This is a genomic window from Microvirga flocculans ATCC BAA-817, from assembly GCF_000518665.1.
GTDB lineage: Bacteria > Pseudomonadota > Alphaproteobacteria > Rhizobiales > Beijerinckiaceae > Microvirga > Microvirga flocculans.
This window is the reverse complement of sequence record NZ_JAEA01000010.1, coordinates 74,234-91,882: the sequence shown is the minus strand read 5'-3', so window position 1 is coordinate 91,882 and position 17,649 is coordinate 74,234. Positions and strand designations below refer to the sequence as shown.

At 64.1% G+C, this 17,649-nt stretch carries 16 protein-coding genes and 1 pseudogene; 13 read left to right on the top strand and 4 right to left on the bottom strand.

Annotated elements, in window-relative coordinates:
- The first annotated feature begins 52 nt into the window (after positions 1-52).
- The gene (locus tag L879_RS24290; protein WP_438268110.1) at positions 53-1,702 is read left to right on the top strand and encodes a peptidoglycan L,D-endopeptidase MepK; all 1,650 of its coding nucleotides are present in this window, start codon (positions 53-55) and stop codon (positions 1,700-1,702) included.
- Between the two features lie 83 nt (positions 1,703-1,785).
- Here L879_RS24290 and L879_RS0112730 read toward each other — a convergent pair whose 3' ends face one another.
- Positions 1,786-2,646 carry an urea carboxylase-associated family protein gene (locus L879_RS0112730; protein WP_027316437.1) on the bottom strand — a complete coding sequence of 287 codons (861 nt, stop codon included), beginning with the start codon at positions 2,644-2,646 and terminating at the stop codon, positions 1,786-1,788.
- Between the two features lie 143 nt (positions 2,647-2,789).
- Here L879_RS0112730 and L879_RS0112725 point away from each other — a divergent pair, with 143 nt between their 5' ends.
- The gene (locus L879_RS0112725) at positions 2,790-3,239 is read left to right on the top strand and encodes an acyl-CoA thioesterase (protein ID WP_245265229.1); all 450 of its coding nucleotides are present in this window, start codon (positions 2,790-2,792) and stop codon (positions 3,237-3,239) included.
- 59 nt (positions 3,240-3,298) lie between these two features.
- On the opposite strand, the pseudogene L879_RS23265 reads toward L879_RS0112725, so the two are convergent.
- Together L879_RS23265 and L879_RS21585 are read right to left on the bottom strand one after the other, a co-directional pair.
- Positions 3,299-3,484 (bottom strand): annotated as a pseudogene (locus L879_RS23265) (DUF2312 domain-containing protein); the annotation flags it as partial.
- Positions 3,474-3,827, bottom strand: a complete 354-nt coding sequence (locus L879_RS21585) for a GAF domain-containing protein (RefSeq protein ID WP_438268112.1) — start codon at positions 3,825-3,827, stop codon at positions 3,474-3,476. The pseudogene L879_RS23265 and the gene L879_RS21585, both read right to left, overlap by 11 nt.
- Positions 3,828-4,662: 835 nt before the next feature.
- On the opposite strand from L879_RS21585, the gene L879_RS0112710 reads away from it, so the two are divergent.
- The 4 genes from L879_RS0112710 to L879_RS24085 are packed head-to-tail and all read left to right on the top strand — an operon-like array spanning position 4,663 to position 7,806.
- Positions 4,663-5,247, top strand: coding sequence for a GbsR/MarR family transcriptional regulator (locus L879_RS0112710; protein WP_027316435.1), 585 nt, complete (start codon positions 4,663-4,665; stop codon positions 5,245-5,247).
- A 1-nt stretch (position 5,248) separates the two neighbouring features.
- Positions 5,249-6,673 carry a cytochrome ubiquinol oxidase subunit I gene (locus L879_RS0112705; protein WP_027316434.1) on the top strand — a complete coding sequence of 475 codons (1,425 nt, stop codon included), beginning with the start codon at positions 5,249-5,251 and terminating at the stop codon, positions 6,671-6,673.
- Between the two features lie 3 nt (positions 6,674-6,676).
- On the top strand, positions 6,677-7,684 hold the full coding sequence (cydB, locus tag L879_RS0112700; RefSeq protein ID WP_027316433.1) for a cytochrome d ubiquinol oxidase subunit II: 1,008 nt from the start codon (positions 6,677-6,679) through the stop codon (positions 7,682-7,684).
- The gene (locus tag L879_RS24085; RefSeq protein ID WP_210163821.1) at positions 7,684-7,806 is read left to right on the top strand and encodes a DUF2474 domain-containing protein; all 123 of its coding nucleotides are present in this window, start codon (positions 7,684-7,686) and stop codon (positions 7,804-7,806) included. The genes cydB and L879_RS24085 overlap by 1 nt, the downstream gene beginning before the upstream one ends.
- Before the next feature lie 375 nt (positions 7,807-8,181).
- On the opposite strand, the gene L879_RS0112690 is transcribed toward L879_RS24085, so the two are convergent.
- Positions 8,182-8,463 (bottom strand): PepSY domain-containing protein, encoded by a 282-nt coding sequence (locus tag L879_RS0112690; RefSeq protein ID WP_438268109.1) that lies wholly within the window; start codon positions 8,461-8,463, stop codon positions 8,182-8,184.
- Positions 8,464-8,600: 137 nt separating this feature from the next.
- Between L879_RS0112690 and L879_RS0112685 the strand changes: the two genes are divergently transcribed.
- The 7 genes from L879_RS0112685 to L879_RS23645 all read left to right on the top strand — a co-directional run bounded on the left by L879_RS0112685 (position 8,601) and on the right by L879_RS23645 (position 17,569).
- Entirely contained in the window at positions 8,601-9,272 is a 672-nt protein-coding gene (locus L879_RS0112685; RefSeq protein ID WP_027316431.1) for a response regulator transcription factor, read from the top strand.
- The gene (locus tag L879_RS21580; RefSeq protein WP_051435286.1) at positions 9,269-10,645 is read left to right on the top strand and encodes a sensor histidine kinase; all 1,377 of its coding nucleotides are present in this window, start codon (positions 9,269-9,271) and stop codon (positions 10,643-10,645) included. The genes L879_RS0112685 and L879_RS21580 overlap by 4 nt, the downstream gene beginning before the upstream one ends.
- A gap of 150 nt (positions 10,646-10,795) precedes the next feature.
- Complete coding sequence (locus tag L879_RS21575) at positions 10,796-11,137, top strand: hypothetical protein (RefSeq protein ID WP_035459513.1); 342 nt, start codon at positions 10,796-10,798, stop codon at positions 11,135-11,137.
- 41 nt (positions 11,138-11,178) lie between these two features.
- Positions 11,179-11,649 (top strand): DUF2271 domain-containing protein, encoded by a 471-nt coding sequence (locus L879_RS0112670; RefSeq protein WP_027316430.1) that lies wholly within the window; start codon positions 11,179-11,181, stop codon positions 11,647-11,649.
- 20 nt (positions 11,650-11,669) lie between these two features.
- Positions 11,670-13,862, top strand: coding sequence for a PepSY domain-containing protein (locus tag L879_RS0112665; RefSeq protein WP_027316429.1), 2,193 nt, complete (start codon positions 11,670-11,672; stop codon positions 13,860-13,862).
- On the top strand, positions 13,852-14,799 hold the full coding sequence (locus tag L879_RS0112660) for an FAD:protein FMN transferase (RefSeq protein WP_035459567.1): 948 nt from the start codon (positions 13,852-13,854) through the stop codon (positions 14,797-14,799). Before L879_RS0112665 ends, L879_RS0112660 begins: the two co-directional genes overlap by 11 nt.
- A gap of 217 nt (positions 14,800-15,016) precedes the next feature.
- On the top strand, positions 15,017-17,569 hold the full coding sequence (locus tag L879_RS23645; protein WP_051435285.1) for a calcium-binding protein: 2,553 nt from the start codon (positions 15,017-15,019) through the stop codon (positions 17,567-17,569).
- Positions 17,570-17,649 lie beyond the last annotated feature (80 nt).

The following is a 17,649-nucleotide window of genomic DNA, read 5'->3' as shown; positions in this document are numbered from 1 at the left end:
CTATAAAGGTTTTTGTGTCCGCTGACGCGGGCCGGCAAAGACGAGTACCACAGTGAGAGTATTGCGTAAGGACCGCGCGACGCGGCGCGTGGGCATCGGTCTTGCGGCTTTTCTGGCCGTCATGGCAGGCGGGGTGCGCGGCACGCAGGATGCCGTCGCCAACGGCGACACCCGCACGCTGTCCCTTTACAACAACAACACCAAGGAAAGCCTCACCGTCACCTTCAGGCGCAACGGTCAGTACGATTCGGCGGCCCTGCAGCAGCTCAACTGGTTTCTCCGCGACTGGCGTCGGGACGAGCCCACACGGATGGATCCGCGCCTGTTCGATACGGTCTGGGAGGTCTACCGGGAGGTCGGCTCGAGCGCGCCCATTCATGTGAACTCCGGCTATCGCTCCCCGCATACCAATTCCATGCTCCGTCGTCGATCGAGCGCCGTGGCCAAGAACAGCCAGCACATGCAGGGCAAGGCCATGGATTTCTACCTGCCCGACGTGTCCTCCGCGCAATTGTGCGCCATCGGCATGCGTCTCCAGAACGGCGGTGTCGGCTATTACCCCAACGCCTACACGCCCTTCGTCCATCTCGATGTCGGCAGCGTGCGCGCCTGGCCGCGCATGACCCGCGACCAGCTTGCCCGCCTCTTCCCTGATGGGAAGACCGTGCATATCCCGTCCGACGGCAAGCCCCTGCCCGGCTACGAGCTCGCCCGCGCCGAGGTGCTCGCCAAGGGCGGCACCGTGGCCGGCTACACGGCCTATGCGGATGCGGAGGAGGCCGTTTCGCAGCCGCGCCGCAAGAGCTTCTGGGCCACCTTGTTCGGCGGCGGCGCCGACGAGGACGAGGATGCGGAGGAGATCCGCACCGCCTCGCGGCCCGGCCGGGCGCTCCTGGCCTCCAGGCAGCAGCCGCAGCAGGACGACTATTACGCGAGCGATTCGAGCTCCTCGATCTATGCGGCGATGCAGCCGGCTCCGGCGGCCCGCCGCGCCCCGGTCGCGCCCCAGCCGCAACCCGAGCCTCCCGCTCCCGCCGTGGTGGCGGCCATGGCGCCGGCCCTGCGCGAGGACCTGACGCCGCCTCAATCCGCGCCGCTGCCGCCGACCCGGATCAACGGCGCTCCCGGCACCGTCCAGACCGCGTCGGGCCCGACGCTCGCCTGGCAGCAGGGGCCTGAGGCGCAAGGATCGGACGGGATGAGCATCGCCAAGGGCATGGCCTTCGCGCCCATGCCGCCGCGACGGCCGGATGCGGACGACATGAACGACGACGGCCCCGCCGGTACGGTCGCCCTCGCCTATGCGCCCCTGCCTCCGGCCCGGCCCGGCTCGCTCGCGGCTTCGAACCCGATCCCCGTTCTGGCGGAACTGCGCGGCGCGGCGGAACCGGCAGCGGAGGCCGTCGCCGCTCCCCTGCCGCCGCCCCGGCCCGACCTGCGCCCGATCCAGGTCGCCGCCGCAAACCCGGCCGATATCCCGGTCCAGGTCACGGGCTCCACGTCCAGGGATACGAAGCTCAAGCCCCAGCCTGCCGCCGCGCCGCAGGCTCCGGCTGCCGCCAAACCCCCGGCCACGGCGCTGAGCGCCCTGATGTCGTCCCAGCCGAGCCTCCATATGGGCTTCTCCAGCAAGCCCGTGGGCGACCTGGCGACGAACCGCTTCACGGGCCCCGCGGTCAAGCCGCTGCCTGTGGTGCGCTGAAGCATCGGCCCGGACGTGGATCCGCACGTTCGGGCTTGATCGATTTTCTCATGACAAGGGCCCCGCGCGGGGCCCTTCCCGTTTCAGTCTTCGTGCCTGCGGCTGTAGCCGTTGCGCGGCGGGGAGGTCCAGCCCAAAGGCGGCGCCTTCGGCCTGTAGATTTCCACGAGCAGCGGATGGCAGGCGGCCAGATCGCTCGAATGCTCCGTGCTGCAATCGCCGCCCGGGCAGGCGGAGAGCGCGCCCAGAAGGTCGATCTCGGCGAAGAACTCGAGATAATCGCCCGGCCGGACGGGGCTCGCCTTCATGAAGTACTGCCCCGTGTCGCGCGTGAATCCCGTGCACATGAAGACGTTGAGCACGTCGTGGACCGCAGGCTCGACCTCCTCCTTCGGCCGACCCAGGCGCTGCGCGAGCGCGCGGGTCAGGTTGGAATGGCAGCAATGGTGGTACTCGTGACCGGAGAGGAGCTTGTGCGTGTAGGGATCGCAGCGCGTGCCGATCACGTCATGCACCGAGCCGCCGTATTCGTCGAAGCCGTACCAGTCGAGGGTATCGTGCGTGATGGTCGCCATGGGGCGAAGATGCGGCAGGTTCGACCAGAGCTGGTCCCCGGTGGAGAGATGCGTGCCGTGCAGCGCCCGCGTCTTGCCGGAGAAGAAGCGCTCGCCGATGTCCTGCGCCGACCAGAGATTGAGGTCGCCCACCTGCGGCCCCTCGATGCTGACGATCCGGAAGAACGACCCGGCCGGCACCTGGAAGCACCGGGCATCGCGCGGCGGCACGACGACTTCGCTCACCTTCTTCCATCCCTCGCGAGCGGCCCGGTAGGCGGCGATGTCCGGCCGCGGCAGGGTGTCGACAGGATAGCAGATGACCGGGCGGATCCTGCGCCGCGCTTCGGCGTCCTGAGGCTCCGTCACTTCGTTTCGCGCGCGCTTCATGCGTCCCTCCACATTTTGAATCCAGGAAAATCTATAGAGAAGCGGAGCGTGGGGAGCGAGCGTGAAACGTGAGCCGACCGGCGTAGGGGAGGCACTTGAACCGTTAGGCAATCCGTATTCTATGGCAGTCCCACGGGAGACCCATGATGACCGCCCCCGACGCCCTTCGCCCTCTGGAGGCCTACCCGAGCCGGACCTCCACCGATATCCGCTTCGCCGATCTCGACCGGCAGGGGCACGTGAACAACGCGGTCTTCGCGACCTTTTCGGAAATCGGGCGCGTCGCTTTCATGTACGATCCGGAGCGTCCTTTGGCCCCTGAAGGCCGGAGTTTCGTCATAGCCCGCCTGCAGATCGATTTCCGGGCTGAACTCTTCTGGCCCGGCCGGGTCAAGATCGGCACGGGCGTGGTGCGCATGGGACGCAGCTCGTTCACCCTGGCTCAGGGCATGTTCAACGACGGACGCCTCGTGGCGACGGCGGAGGCCGCCATCGTGATGGTGGACCAGCAGACGCGCCGCTCGACGCCCCTGCCCCCGCAAACCGTCGCGATACTGGACGCCCTGCGCCTCCCCGATGCGCCCCAGGCATGAGAAAGGCCCCGCAGGTCGCCCTGCAGAGCCTTTTGAAGACTTGAGAGAGGCGTCCCGGACTATGCCATGCCGAGCGCCTGCATGGAGAGCTCGAGGATCGCCTCTTCTTCCTGGCGCTCGGCGTAATCGCGCTTCCGCAGGGAGATGATCTTGCGGATCACCTTGGTGTCGAAGCCTTGTCCTCCGTGGTCAACCTGCACGTTGGCACGGCGCTCCATGAGATCATCAGCCGACTTATGCTTTTCCCGAAAGAAGCACCGGCACGATCTGCTGGGCGATCAGCATGGCCCGTTCGACGTGCTGCTCGTGATAGGCGCCTTCTCTATCAAGCAGGTTCACCGTCCCGAGCACATCGCCGTTAAAGACGACGGGAAGGTTCATGACGCATCCGAGGCCGAGGCCCGTGATCGTCTCGTGATCGGGAAACAGCGGCGCGAACTCGGCGGGGGTTTTCGCCAGAAACGGCCGCATCTCGGTGCGCACGCGCTGCGTATACGCGTTCGGCAGAACCGGCTTGCGGCCGCCGACCGGATATATGGCGATGTTCGTCGAGTAGATCCGCTCGACCTCACGCCCCCCGCTCAGCATCTGGGTCACGGTATAAAGGCGATATCCCACGGCTTCCGCGAAGGCTTCCCCAGCAGCCTCCAACGTCGCGCCAGGTTGGCCCGGTAGAGCCCATGCCCGCTGTACGCCCATGGCGATCTGCAAAATATCAGACATTCTGTCGTCCTATCGGCTTCTCAAAGCTAGCTTCGTCAAAGCGTTTCCCGCGGTAGCGAGCAAAGCTCCGCCCATCGGGCCGTCGAGCCGCACCATAGTGTATTTCACCATAAAGGCACTATGGCACAGCTTGTTTCTCGGGATGCTCTTGCGTGGGTACTCGTCATGCGCGGAGGAGACCAACCACGCCGTAGCAGCCGACTCATTCTGCTGCCTCGCTGGATTTTGCGTGGACGCCGTTCAATCGGAAGCGCCTGACCTTCCCATAATACCCGTGACGCCAGCAAAAGGCTGTTTCATCCGCACCTCAAAGGTTTGACACCCACGATTGGCGAATTGCTCCGGCTGCGCCAGCCGTTGGAACCATGATCGCCTCCGCACTGAACTATTCAGCCGCAAACGCCCTCTCAAACTTCGCGTTCTGGCCGGCATTGCCCGGCATTCTTTACAAAATTACATCACATTTTCTGCCTGTCTTGAGACATCCTGCAAGAGAGCATCCATAGAGGCCAAAGCCGAAATGAAGTCTTTCGACGCGGATCGATGCAAACCGGCCCGTTGGCCACTCAACAATGAGGATATCCTCAACGATCAGTTCGGGGGGATAGCTGACCGTCGCGGACACGGGGTCGATGTGTTCACTTGACTTGGATCAATGCGTGTCCAATATTTCAGAAAATTCTGAAATTTCGGAATCGACATGAACCTCCCGCCCCTCGTCCAGACCTTTGTGCTGCACTTCGGTGAAATGGGCTCCCGCTGGGGGATCAACCGCACTGTCGGCCAGATCTACGCCCTGCTGTATCTGTCCAAGGAGCCCTTGAACGCCGAGGACATCGTCGAGCGGATCGGCGTATCGCGCTCAAACGTCAGCATGGGTCTTAAAGAGCTCCAAGCCTGGAACCTTGTCCGGCTCCAGCACAAGCCCGGTGATCGGCGTGACTACTTCTCGACACCTGACGACATCTGGCAGATCGTCCGTACCCTGGTCGAGGAGCGCAAGAAGCGGGAGATCGACCCGACCATGAGCCTCTTGCGCGAGGTGCTGATGCAGGAGCCCGCCAGCGCCGAGGAACGCCATGCCCAGGATCGCATGCGCGAGATGCACGACCTCTTCGAGCTGCTTACCGGCTGGTACGCCGACGTGCAGCGGCTCGACACCGAGCGCCTCGTCCAGCTCCTGACGCTGGGATCGAAGGTGCAGAAGATCCTGGAGATGAAAGACCGCCTCTTCGTTGTGCCGGGATCCAGGAAGGGCCGCCCCGACGACGCCAAGGATAAGTGACATGTTTGATCAGTTTGACGCCCTGCTCCTGGCGCGGTTCCAGTTTGCGTTCACGGTCTCATTCCACTTCATCTTCCCGGCCTTTTCAATCGGGTTAGCGAGCTACCTGGCCGTTCTGGAAGGGTTGTGGCTGTGGACCGGGCGTGAGGTCTACCTCAACCTATTCAGGTACTGGCTTAAGATCTTTGCGCTCGCCTTTGCCATGGGCGTAGTCTCGGGCATCGTCATGTCTTACCAATTCGGCACCAACTGGTCGGTGTTCTCCGACAAGGCTGGGCCGGTCATCGGGCCGCTGATGGCCTATGAGGTCATGACCGCGTTCTTCCTGGAGGCAGGGTTCCTCGGTATTATGCTGTTCGGCATGGGCCGGGTCGGCCGGAAGCTGCATTACACCGCGACTCTTGCCGTGGCGATTGGCACATTCATCTCGGCTTTCTGGATTCTCTCGGCCAACTCTTGGATGCAAACACCGGCCGGCTACAGCGTGAATGAAGCCGGACAGTTCGTGCCCGAGGATTGGTGGGCCAACATCTTCAACCCGTCCTTTCCCTATCGCCTGGTGCACACCGTGATGGCGGCCTATCTCACCACGGCCCTGGTGGTAGGTGGCGTCGGGGCGTGGCATCTTCTGCGCGACCGCACCAACAAGGGCGCGAGGGTGATGTTCTCGATGGCGATGGGCATGGTGGCACTCGTCGCCCCGCTCCAGATCGTTGCGGGCGACATGCACGGCCTCAACACGCTTGAGCACCAGCCCGCCAAGGTCATGGCGATGGAAGGGCACTTCGAAAGCCACCCTGACGGCGCCCCTCTAATCCTGTTCGGAATCCCCGACCAAGAGGCCGGTACGGTCCGCTATGCAATCGAGATCCCGAAAGCATCCTCGCTGATCCTCAAGCATGACTTCAATGCACCCATGAACGGGCTCGACACGGTCGACCGCGCCAACTGGCCCTATGTGCCAGTGGTGTTCTGGTCGTTCCGCATCATGGTGGGCTTGGGCTTCCTCATGCTGGGACTCGGAATGCTCAGCCTGTGGGCACGCTTTCGAGGGCGCCTCTTCGATTGGCGTCCGCTGCACTGGCTGGCCCTGGCCATGGGTCCGGCAGGCTTCGTGGCCGTGATCGCCGGCTGGGTGACCACCGAGGTCGGGCGGCAGCCGTTCACGGTCTACGGCCTGCTCAAGACCGCAGCGTCAGCCTCACCGCTCGAGGCGCCGGCGGTGGCCGTATCGCTGCTGACCTTCATCGTCGTCTACTTCATCGTGTTCGGCGCCGGCACCGGGTACATCCTCAAGCTCATGAGCAAAGCTCCGCATCCGGGTGAAACCGGGCCTGAGCCCGGTCCCGACCATCCCATCCGCACCGCCGGCATCACACCGGCCCCGGCCGTTAACCCGGCCCGCACCCTTGGCGCGGAGGCGTGAACCGTGACACCGCTTCTCGATCTGCCCACACTCTGGGCCTTCATCATCGCCTTTGCTGTCTTTGCCTATGTAGTGATGGACGGATTCGATCTCGGTATCGGCATCCTGTTCCCGTTCTTCGCGCCAGGACCTGAGCGCGACAGCGCTATGAACTCGGTCGCACCGGTTTGGGACGGCAACGAGACTTGGCTCGTGCTCGGCGGCGGCGGCCTGATGGCGGCCTTCCCGCTCGCCTACGCCATCATCTTGCCGGCTCTCTACGCGCCGATCATCGCCATGGTGCTGGCGCTGATCTTTCGCGGCGTCGCCTTCGAGTTCCGCTGGCGCGATCCCGGCCACCGCCGCTACTGGGACTTCGCCTTCACCACCGGCTCGCTCGTCGCCACGCTGGCACAGGGCATAACGCTCGGTGCCTTGCTCCAGGGCATTGTGGTCGAGGAACGCTCCTACGCCGGCGGCTGGTGGGACTGGCTCACGCCGTTCAGTCTTTTGGTCGGGGTGAGCCTTGTGATCGGCTATGCGCTGCTCGGCGCGACTTGGCTGATCATGAAGACCGAGGGTGCCGTCCAGAGCCACAGCTTCCGCCTCGCCGTCAAGCTGGCTCCTGCGCTGATCGTCTGCATCGGCGCGGTGAGCGCAGTGACGCCGTTCCTAAACGGCGCTTATTATGAGCGCTGGTTCGATTGGCCGCAGGTGCTGTTCACCGCGCAGGTACCGCTACTGGTCGGCCTCTGCTCGGGAATGCTTCTGGTAGGCCTGGTGCGCCGCTGGGAATACTGGCCGTTCCTGCTGACGCTGAGCCTGTTCGGCCTGTGCCTGATCGGCCTCGGGATCAGTATGTTTCCCTACGTGGTGCCGAACGCCGTCACCATTCATGAGGCCGCGACACCGCAAGTGAGCCTCCGATTCATGCTGGTTGGCGCAAGCGTACTGATCCCGACCATCCTTGCTTATACCGGGTACGCGTACTGGGTATTCCGCGGCAAGACCGGACACGAAGGATATCACTGATGGATACCGTGACCGAACCGAACTCCGCCTTGCGCCGCTGGCTGTGGTTCATCGGCCTTTGGGCCGCCGGCGTTGGTGCAACGGGAGCGGTCAGCCTCGCCATCAGATTCTGGCTGACATGATCGTCACGGTGGTTCTCGAGAGCGCGACATCGCGAAGGCAATGTCGCGACAATCTTTGGTGGGAGGCATCTGCCTTGAAACCGACGGCATGCCCAAGCCGTCAGCGACAATGCGGCGGGCGTGCTCACCTTAAGCCAATGAAATGGGGCTGACCGGTGTCTCCGCAAGTTTACATGAAACGTCCCTTGCGAAACGGGCCCGGTCCTTCTGCGAAGTTTGAAGAGGGCAATGATTCCCTGCCCGCTCCCGATGGCAGGCCGGTTGATGCATGGAGGCCACAAACCGGCTGCGTATCTGGGAATTGCGCTCCGGTGCGCCTTTCATTTGACCGTTTAATGCCAGGGGCTTGATCTGCCGTGTCTCTCGGGGCGAAGCTTAATCGTCGTCATCCTTACCCTTACGGCGGATAAGCTCCAGGCTACCGGGATCATATTTCGCCTCAAGCCGCTCGCCGCGTGGATTCGTGGCCTTCACCTTGTAGCACCCATCGTCGGAGCGGATCGACAGAACTGTCCAGCCTTCGTCGGCCAGCTTCTTCTGCAGAGCCTCGCGCGGCTGCCAGTCCGCAAGCGGCACGTTGCACCGCTCGCCGGCCGCGACCGGCGCGGCGCCCAGGCAGACCGACAGGATCGCCGCCCATACCAAATTTCTCACCACCGACACTCCCGACTTTGGCACGCAATCCATTCCGATAGCACCCTGACCTGACATTCACCTGAACGCCATGGCGAATTTTACGGCTCCAATCCGCCGACGAACGCGCTAATGTGGCGCAAGTTCAACTGAGGTTCCCGATGCGCATCTTGCTGGTCGAAGACGATCCCGTCCTGGGCATGGCGGTTCGCGACCAGATCCTGGCCGACGGGCATTCGGTCGACTGGATGAAGCGCCTGGACGAGGCTGCCGCCGCGATCCATGCCGCAGCCTACGATCTGGTCCTGCTCGACCTGATGCTGCCCGACGGCCGGGGCCTCGATTTCCTGAAGAAGCGCCGCGCCGCCGGGGACGTCACGCCGGTCATCATCCTCACCGCCCGCGACCAGATTTCCGACCGTATTGCCGGCCTCAATTCCGGTGCGGACGACTACCTGGTGAAACCCTTCGATCTGTTCGAGCTCTCGGCCCGCATCCGCGCGGTCGGCCGGCGTTATTCCGGCAATCCGAACCCGCTCGTCACCGTCGGCGATCTTGAGGTCGACCTCGCCGCACGCTCGATCTACCGGGCAGGCAAGCCAATGCCGCTGACGGCACGGGAATGGGCGCTGTTCGAAGCCTTCGTCCAGCGGCCGAACGCACTCCTGTCGAAGGCGCAGCTCGAGGAGCGGCTCTACTCGTTCGACGCCCTGATCGAGAGCAACACGATCGAGGTCTACATCGCCCGCCTGCGCAAGAAGCTCGGTGCAGATGCGATCGAGACCGTGCGCGGCATGGGCTACCGTCTCGGCGCTCCCGGGAGCCGTGAATGAAGCTTCCATTCGGTTTCGCACGGTCGAGCCTTCGCCGTCGCCTGGGGGTTGGGCTCGCCGCTGGCATGGCGGTTCTTTGGTTGGCCGCCTCCACCGTGGCAGGCCTCGTGCTGCGCCGAGAAGTCGACGAGGTCTTCGACAGCGCCCTGCAGGAGGTCGCTCAGCGCATCCTTCCCCTCGCCTATGCCGAGGTGCTCGCGCGCGATGCGGACAATACGACACAGCGCATGGCACCGGTCGGTCCGCATCGGGAATACATCACCTACGTGGTCCGCGATGCCCAGGGCCGGGAGCTCCTTCAGTCCAGCGACGCGGATCGCCTGAAGATCCCGCGCGATCTGCCGCCGGGCTTTCATACGACCGACCGTCTGCGCACCTACACCGAGGCCGCCGTCCAGGGCACGATCATTGTGACCACGGCCGAGGATCTCACGCACAGGCGTGCAGCCGTCATGCGTGCGATGACTGCGCTGATATGGCCCCTGGCGGCATTGATCCCGATTGCGCTTCTCGGCGTTTGGGCGGCGGTCCGCCTCTCACTGAAGCCCATGGTCGTGTTCCGGGCCGCTATCGAGTCTCGGGGGCGCGGCAACCTGATGCCGATCGCGACCGAAGGCTTGCCCGATGAGATCGCGCCGATGGCGGCTTCGGTCAACGCGCTGATCGGGCGGCTGCGGGGAACGCTTGAGGCCGAGCGCAGCTTCACGGCCAACAGTGCCCACGAGTTACGCACACCGATCGCAGCTGCGCTGGCGCAGACGCAGCGCTTGATCTCCGAACTGCCGGACGACATGCGGCGCGACCGCGCCCGCTCGGTCGAGACGGCGCTGCGCCGTCTGTCGCGCCTGTCGGAAAAGCTCCTGCAGCTCGCCAAGGCAGAAGGCGGAGGGCTTCTGGCCGAAACCCCGGCGCCGCTCGGACCTGTGCTGTGCCATGTCATCGAAGAGGTGAGCCGCCAAGCGGATTGCGGCGACCGGCTTGAGGTCTCGATTCCGGCCGATGGCGGCCCGCCGTCCGACCTGGATCCCGACGCCTTCGCGGTCCTGGCGCGTAACCTCATCGAGAACGCGGTCAAGCACGGAGATCCCGACCGGTCGGTCACGGTGAGGCTCGCCGATGGATTGTTCGAAGTTTCCAATCACGGCGGGGTTGTGCCAGCCGACCGACTGGCCCGCCTGACGCGCCCGTTCGAGCGCGGCCAGACCGCTGCGGAGGGATCCGGTCTCGGGCTTGCTATTGCCGCCGCCATCTGTCGAGGTGCAGGCTTGGTGCTCGAACTGGTTTCACCGATCCCGGGAAAAGCCGACGGCTTTCGCGCGACGGTCCACCTGGGAAACGACACAGTCGAATCAGGTTCCGTCGGCCAACGGTGAGTCTGAAGGTCGCTCCGGCCGAAGCATCGCGCCCTGCAATGGCCACAAGCCTGACAGGAAGCTGAAAGCAAATTCGCAAACGGTTCAGGTGGTCGTCAGGATCGGGTGCGACTGTCCTCTCCGGCAAGCAAACAGCCGGGAGACGACACCATGCACAAGCACTTCATCGTCGGAGCAGCCCTGCTCCTCTCAGCCACGACGGCCGGCCTCGCGTTGGCCGCTGCATCCGGTGAGAACGGTTTTCGAGCGGCAGACCGGCATGAGCGAAACACGGGCTCCGAGACGGTCGGCCAAGGCGACCGCCCTGTCCTCCTCGCGAGCAAGGATCGCATCGCCAAGCGTGATCGGCGTCACCACGATGATGACGACGATGACGACGAGGATGGCAGCCGGGGGATGATGCCGCAGAACGGCCCCGCCAAACCCGCCGCGCCTGTCCCGGACAGCGGCCTCTTCAACGGCAACAGCCGGCCCAAGGTCCAGGTCCAGTGACCGGCACTCTCCACCTGTCCAGCATCTCCAGGAGCAGAACAATGAAAGCGCTCATGCCTGCGCTCGCGGCCGCGACCGCGCTCGTCGCCCCGAGCCTCGCCTTCGCTCGTCCGGTCACTTTCGAGGCGACGCTCAAGAACTACGGGGGCAACGGGGCCTATGTGGCCCTCTACGTTACCGATGCGGCGGGCAAGTACCGCGGCACCCTGTGGATGGCGGGAGGCAAGGCCAAATATTATCGGCACCTCTCCGACTGGCAGCGCATGTCCGGGGGGGCGGCCACCGAAATCGATGGCATCACCGGCGCGAGCATCGGCTCGGGCAAGACGCTCAAGATCACGGCCGATATTGCCGACGCCATGATCGACGCAGGCTATCAGGTCCGCGTCGACACCGCGGTCGAGGACGGAATGGACAATCCATCGGAAATCGTCGTCCCGCTATCGACCGGCTCTGCCGGCAATCCATCGCCCGGCAAGGGCTACATCAAGTCCTTCCTGGCTTCTTTCTGATCCATCCGGAGCATTGCCTCATGCTTCGCCGCATCCATTCCCTGCCGGGCCTCGTGCTAGCGCTCCTGCTGACCGTCATCGCCGTCTCGGGCACGATACTCTCCATTGATCCTGCGCTCGATCGCGCAACCCATCCGCCGATCGAGCGCGGCGTCAGCGTCGCGGCACTGGCCGAAGCCGTCGCATCGCGCCACGGCAGCGTCGATAAGATCGCCCGGCGTCCGACCGGTGCGCTCACCGTCACCTATAGCGATGGCGACACCAAGGGTGTCGAACTGGTCGATCCTGCCACCGGCGCGGGTCTCGGTCCATACCAGCCTTCGGAGTTCACCCGCTTCGTGACCAACCTGCACCGCTCGCTCCTGGTGGGCGATGCCGGTCGTGCGGCGGGCGCGATCGGTGCAGGCGCGATGCTCGTGCTCACGGCCTCGGGTCTTTGGCTGCTCGCGCGCCGTCTCGGCGGTTGGCGGGCCTTTCTACAGCCGATCCGTGGCACGGCGGCTCAATGCTGGCACGGAGAACTCGGCCGTTTCGCCGCACTCGGTCTGATGCTCTCATCCTTGACCGGCTTGTGGATGTCGGCAGGCACCTTCGGGCTCATTCCCGAGAGCAGCTTGGCGGAGCCTGCGTTCACCGCCAGCGGCGGCCCGGCGGCGCCGGTCGGCAGCCTTGCGGCGCTCCGCGCCGTCGATGTCGCGGACCTGCGTGAGCTGACCCTTCCAGCACCGGAGGACCGCACCGATACCTATGGCCTTCGCACATCCGCAGGCGAGGCTCGGATCGACGCCGCGACTGGCGAAATCCTTGTCTTCACACCGACGCCCATCCTTGAACGCGTCCAGGCTGTCGTCGTCATGCTCCACACCGGCCGCGGCGCGTGGGTGCTCGGGCTGCTGCTCGGCCTCTCGGCGGCCTGCGTTCCGGCCTTCGCCATCACAGGAGCCGCAATCTGGTGGCGCCGCCGCACGAACCCGCCGCGCCTTGCCAACAACGTCGCCGCCCGCTCGGCCGATACGGTGATCCTTGTCGGCAGCGAAGGCAACGCGACCTGGGGCTTCGCCACGACACTGCACGCTGCTCTGACCGCGGCCGGCCACCGGGTCCATATCGCGGCCATGAGCGAGCTTGCGCCCGTCCATACCAGTGCGAAGAGGATGTTGATCCTGACCTCGACCTACGGCGACGGCGCTGCGCCCGCATCGGCGAAAGGTTTCCTCGACCGGTTCGCGGCCCTCGACGCAGCCTTACCGGTGGCGGTGCTCGGCTTCGGTGACCGCACCTTTCCGCATTTTTGCGGCTACGCCCAGGAGGTTTCGACCGCGCTCGACCGGAAGGGCTGGCCGCGGCTTCTGCCGCTGAAGAGGGTCGACCGCCAGTCGGCCCAGGAATTCGCCCAGTGGGGACGTGACCTCGGCGCAACCCTCGGCCTCGACCTTGTGCTCGAGCATGTCGCCGTGCATCCCAAAACCTCTGAGTTGGAACTTGTCGAGCGGGAGGATTACGGCGCCGCGGTCGGTGCGCCCATCGCAATCCTGAGGTTCCGCGCGCCGGGTGCCGGAGCAAAGGGCCAGACCGGCCGCCTTCCGGCGTTCGAGCCGGGCGATCTCGTCGGCATCGTGCCACCGGACAGCCCGATGCCGCGCTTCTATTCGCTTGCATCCTCGTCCCGCGACGGCGTTCTGGAGATTTGCGTGAGGCTTCGGGAGGGCGGGTTCTGCTCGACGTTCCTGCATGGCCTCAAGCCTGGCGGCCGCATCGATGCCTTCATTCGCGAGAACCCGGGCTTCCGGCCAGCCGAAGGCAGGGCGCCGCTCATCCTGATCGGCGCCGGGGCCGGCATCGGTCCGCTCGCAGGCTTCGTCCGGGCGAACTCTCCTGGCCGACCCGTCCATCTCTACTGGGGTGGCCGCAGCCCGTCCTCGGACTTCCTCTACGAGCACGAACTCGCCATGCATCTGGCCGAGAAGCGGTTGACTACGCTGAACACCGCCTTCTCTCGTACGCCGAATGGAGGAGCCTACGTCCAGGATCGCATCGCGGCCGATGCGCCGCGTCTGCAGGAGCTGATCCGGCACGGGGCGCAGGTGCTGGTCTGCGGCGGGCGCGACATGGCCCAGGCCGTAACCCATGCCCTCGATGCCGTCGTGCGCCCGCTCGGCCTGGACCTCGCAACCCTCAAATCCAGCGGACGGTATGTCGAAGATGTCTACTGACGTTCTCCCTCGGAACCCAGCCCTGCATCGCCGGACTTTGAACGGCCCGACCATGGGCTCACGCTGGTCCGCCGTGTTCTACGCAGCTGACGATTTCGACCTTGTCGCGCTCGGCGCCGCGCTGCAGGAGACGGTCGACCGGGTCGACAGGCAGATGTCGACATGGAATCCGGCATCCGACCTCAACCGCCTGAACGCAACCCCGGCAGGTGAATGGGTCACGATCCCACGCGAACTCGCGACGGTCCTTGCGACTGCTCTTGAGATCGGTCGCGCGTCCAGCGGAGCCTTCGATATCGGCGTTGGCGACTTGGTCCAGGCCTGGGGCTTTGGCGGCGGTTCACGGGTACCGGATCCGTCGCAGATCGCCACTGTCGCGGGCCGGGCATCGTTCAATCCGCCGAAGACGCTGCAGCTCGACCTGGGGAGCTTCCGCGCCCGCAAGCTCGCTCCCTTGATGCTCGACCTGTCCGGAATAGCCAAGGGCTTCGGCGTCGACGAATTGGCCCGCGTCATGGGCGGGTTCGGGGTCGAATCCTGGCTCGTGGGCATCGACGGCGAAATGCGGGCGGGCGGACCCAAGCCCGACAGGCGTCTGTGGGCCGTCGCACGGGAGAGGCCAATCGCGGGCACGCGGGAAATCGACGGCATCCTCGAACTCCAGGACGCAGCCGTCGCAACCTCCGGCAACTACCGGCACGGGGCGGAGATCGACGGCCGTCGCGTGTCGCATACGATGGATCCTCGCACCGGCTCGCCGCTCGCGAACGATGTTGCTGCCGTCACGGTTCTCGCAGAGAGCTGCATGGTGGCTGATGCCTGGGCCACGGCGCTGATGGTCTCGGGAATCCATGGTGGAGTGGAACTGGCTCGACATTGTGGCCTGGTGGCATGGTTCGTCCGAAGCGACGGCGAAGTCCTATCGGCCTTCGCCTGAGTTCGCCCGAGGCTATCAAGAGGACGAGTGGAGAAGAGTTATTCAGATTCAAAGAAAAGTTTATCTATCGCCTCCGAACAACTTTAGGGCGCACGAGAAGACACGCGTATCCTCGAGCAGGTCGACATATATTTTCTTAATAAGGATAATTTCCTTGGCCGCGTCGCGATGATAGGCAATACATCATCAACCAATCCCTGCGCCCTGGGGTGCCGCCATGTCCAAACCGTCGCATTGGGGACCTGAGTTCCTCGTCAATACAACAACGTCTTCCGCCCAAGAGGCGCCGAAGGTTAAGGTTCTCTCGGATGGGCGCTTCATCGTCGCCTGGGAAGACTTCAGTCGAACTGGCAACGATACCGACGGGTATGCGCTGAGAGCACAGGTATTCAACATCGACGGCAGCAAGTCGGGAGACGAGTTCCTCGTCAACACCTCTACAACAGAGTACCAGACCGAGGCCACGATAACGGCGCTTCCGGGCGGGCGCTTCGTCATTGCCTGGTCGGACTATAGCCAAAGTGGGGGCGACACGTCGGACTACGCGGTGCGGGCGCAGATTTTCGATGGTGATGGAAGCAGGATCGGAAATGAGTTTCTCGTCAATACGACGACACTCTACGACCAGAGGGAACCAACGATCACGGCTCTCGCCGACGGCAGATTCGTCGTTGCCTGGTCAGACTACAGCGGGAGCGGGGACGACACGCTTGGCTCAGCCGTGCGGGCTCAAGTGTTCAATGCCGACGGCAGCAAGGTCGGGGGCGAGTTCCTCGTCAACACGACCACTTCAAGCTATCAAAGGGATCCGGCGATAACGGCGCTTCCGGACGGGCGCTTCGTCGTTGCGTGGGCTGACAGTAGCCAGCTTGGGGGCGACCCGGACGGCTATTCGGTGCGAGCCCAGGTGTTCAATGCCGACGGCAGCAAAGTCGGTGGCGAGTTCCTCGTGAACACTGCAACGGCATCTATACAATTCGAGCCTACTATCACGACCCTCTCGGACGGCCGCTTCGTGGTTGCCTGGACCGACGATAGCCAAAGTGGGGACGATGCCGAAGGCTGGGCCGTGCGAGCCCAGGTGTTCAATGCCGACGGCAGCAAAGCCGGCAATGAGTTTGTCGTCAACACGACCACGACATCCTATCAGTTCGCGCCAACGATCACGGCGCTCCCGGACGGGGGATTCGTGGTGGCCTGGACCGACTTGAGCAACAGTCCGGATGATCCGTTCCTGGCCGCTCTGCGTGCGCAAGTGTTCAATGCCGACGGCAGCAAGGTCGGGGACGAATTCCTCGTCAACACGACCACGAAGGCGGATCAAAAACAGGCGTCGATGACGATGCTCCTTGACGGGCGGTTCATCGTCGCCTGGACCGACGACAGCAAGAGCCCGGATGATCCCTCGTTTTATGCCGTGCGCGCACAGATCTTCGATCCCCGCACCTCGGCAGTCACCTTCAACGGCACCGGTGCCAACGACGCCTTCGTAGGAACACGCTTCGCGGACACCCTTCGCGGCAGCGCGGGACATGACACGCTGGTCGCTAGCGACGGCGATGACATTCTATCCGGCGATGATGGCGATGACATTCTCCAGGGCGGGGCTGGTAGCGATCGGCTTGACGGCAGCATGGGTGCCGACCGGATGGAGGGCGGCGACGGCGATGACGTTTTGACCAGCACTGGACAATCCGAGGCCAGCGGTGCTCACGATACCCTCATCGGTGGAGACGGCGTCGATCTCGCCATCATCGACCGGACGAATTCCATCCGTGCTTCATTTATTGATCTTTCAGACCCCTCGGCGACCTGGGTTTCGACCGATGGAACGGTGATGACCGGGATCGAAGCGCTCAGGTTCGACGGCGGATCGAACAATGACGTCGTTACCGGTGGCGCGCTGAGCGATGTCCTCAAGGGCGGTGGCGGACGAGACCTGCTTTCAGGAGGCGGAGGCGGCGACTCACTCTTTGGCGGCGCGGGCCTTGACCTGCTCGACGGTGGTTCCGGCAACGATGTTCTCGACGGCGGAGACGGAATTGATCTACTCGATGGAGGCGCTGGCGACGACATCTATTACGTGAGTAGCGGTGATTTGATCATCGAAATATCCGGGAATGGCGACGACCGGATCTTTTCGTCCGGGTCCTATACCCTTCAGGCTGGGCAATCCATCGAGTTCATGGGGGCCGTGGCCCCGAACGGTAGGGCTTCGCTCGATCTGACAGGCAATGAGTTCTCCCAAATTCTGAACGGGAACGCAGGCGCAAATCGGCTTTCCGGTGGGGGCGGCAATGACAAGCTGCTGGCGAGCTCCGGCAATGACCGTCTCGATGGCGGATCAGGCAATGACACCCTTGAAGGAGGAAGCGGAAACGACGCGCTCATTGCCGGTTCCGGCAACGACCGCCTGAGCGGCGGCTCGGGAACGGACACGCTGACCGGCGGCTCGGGCCGCGATGCCTTCGTCTTCGACGACAGGCAGACGAGTTCCTCGAAGAGCAAGGCGGACACCATCGCCGACTTCTCAGGAAAGGGCGGCGACCGGATCGACCTGCGGGCCATCGATGCCAACACGAAGAAGAGCGGCGACCAGAACTTCGCTTTCATCGGCACCAAGGATTTCAGCAAGGCCGGCGAGGTGCGCTACGAGAAGACGAAGGGCTACACCTACGTCTACCTCAACACCGACAGCGACAAGGCAGCGGAAGCCGTGATCAAGCTGAAAGGCTCGCTCGACCTCAGCAAGGGCTGGTTCGTCTTGTAGCAGGAACCTCATAGAACGATCGGCACAGATTAAGTTCTGCGCACGCAAAGTAACTTGATTCCCAGATGGAGATTCGCTGG

Excerpts from the sequence above, each read along its gene's own strand:
- L879_RS0112660 (WP_035459567.1), top strand. The coding sequence starts at position 13,852 with ATGTCTACTGACGTTCTCCCTCGGAACCCAGCCCTGCATCGCCGGACT.
- L879_RS0112705 (WP_027316434.1), top strand. The coding sequence starts at position 5,249 with ATGTTTGATCAGTTTGACGCCCTGCTCCTGGCGCGGTTCCAGTTTGCG.
- L879_RS0112730 (WP_027316437.1), bottom strand. The coding sequence starts at position 2,646 with ATGAAGCGCGCGCGAAACGAAGTGACGGAGCCTCAGGACGCCGAAGCG.
- L879_RS21575 (WP_035459513.1), top strand. The coding sequence starts at position 10,796 with ATGCACAAGCACTTCATCGTCGGAGCAGCCCTGCTCCTCTCAGCCACG.
- L879_RS0112685 (WP_027316431.1), top strand. The coding sequence starts at position 8,601 with ATGCGCATCTTGCTGGTCGAAGACGATCCCGTCCTGGGCATGGCGGTT.
- L879_RS0112710 (WP_027316435.1), top strand. The coding sequence starts at position 4,663 with ATGAACCTCCCGCCCCTCGTCCAGACCTTTGTGCTGCACTTCGGTGAA.
- L879_RS0112665 (WP_027316429.1), top strand. The coding sequence starts at position 11,670 with ATGCTTCGCCGCATCCATTCCCTGCCGGGCCTCGTGCTAGCGCTCCTG.
- L879_RS23645 (WP_051435285.1), top strand. The coding sequence starts at position 15,017 with ATGTCCAAACCGTCGCATTGGGGACCTGAGTTCCTCGTCAATACAACA.
- L879_RS24085 (WP_210163821.1), top strand. The coding sequence starts at position 7,684 with ATGGATACCGTGACCGAACCGAACTCCGCCTTGCGCCGCTGGCTGTGG.
- L879_RS21585 (WP_438268112.1), bottom strand. The coding sequence starts at position 3,827 with ATGCTGAGCGGGGGGCGTGAGGTCGAGCGGATCTACTCGACGAACATC.
- L879_RS21580 (WP_051435286.1), top strand. The coding sequence starts at position 9,269 with ATGAAGCTTCCATTCGGTTTCGCACGGTCGAGCCTTCGCCGTCGCCTG.
- L879_RS0112725 (WP_245265229.1), top strand. The coding sequence starts at position 2,790 with ATGATGACCGCCCCCGACGCCCTTCGCCCTCTGGAGGCCTACCCGAGC.
- L879_RS0112670 (WP_027316430.1), top strand. The coding sequence starts at position 11,179 with ATGAAAGCGCTCATGCCTGCGCTCGCGGCCGCGACCGCGCTCGTCGCC.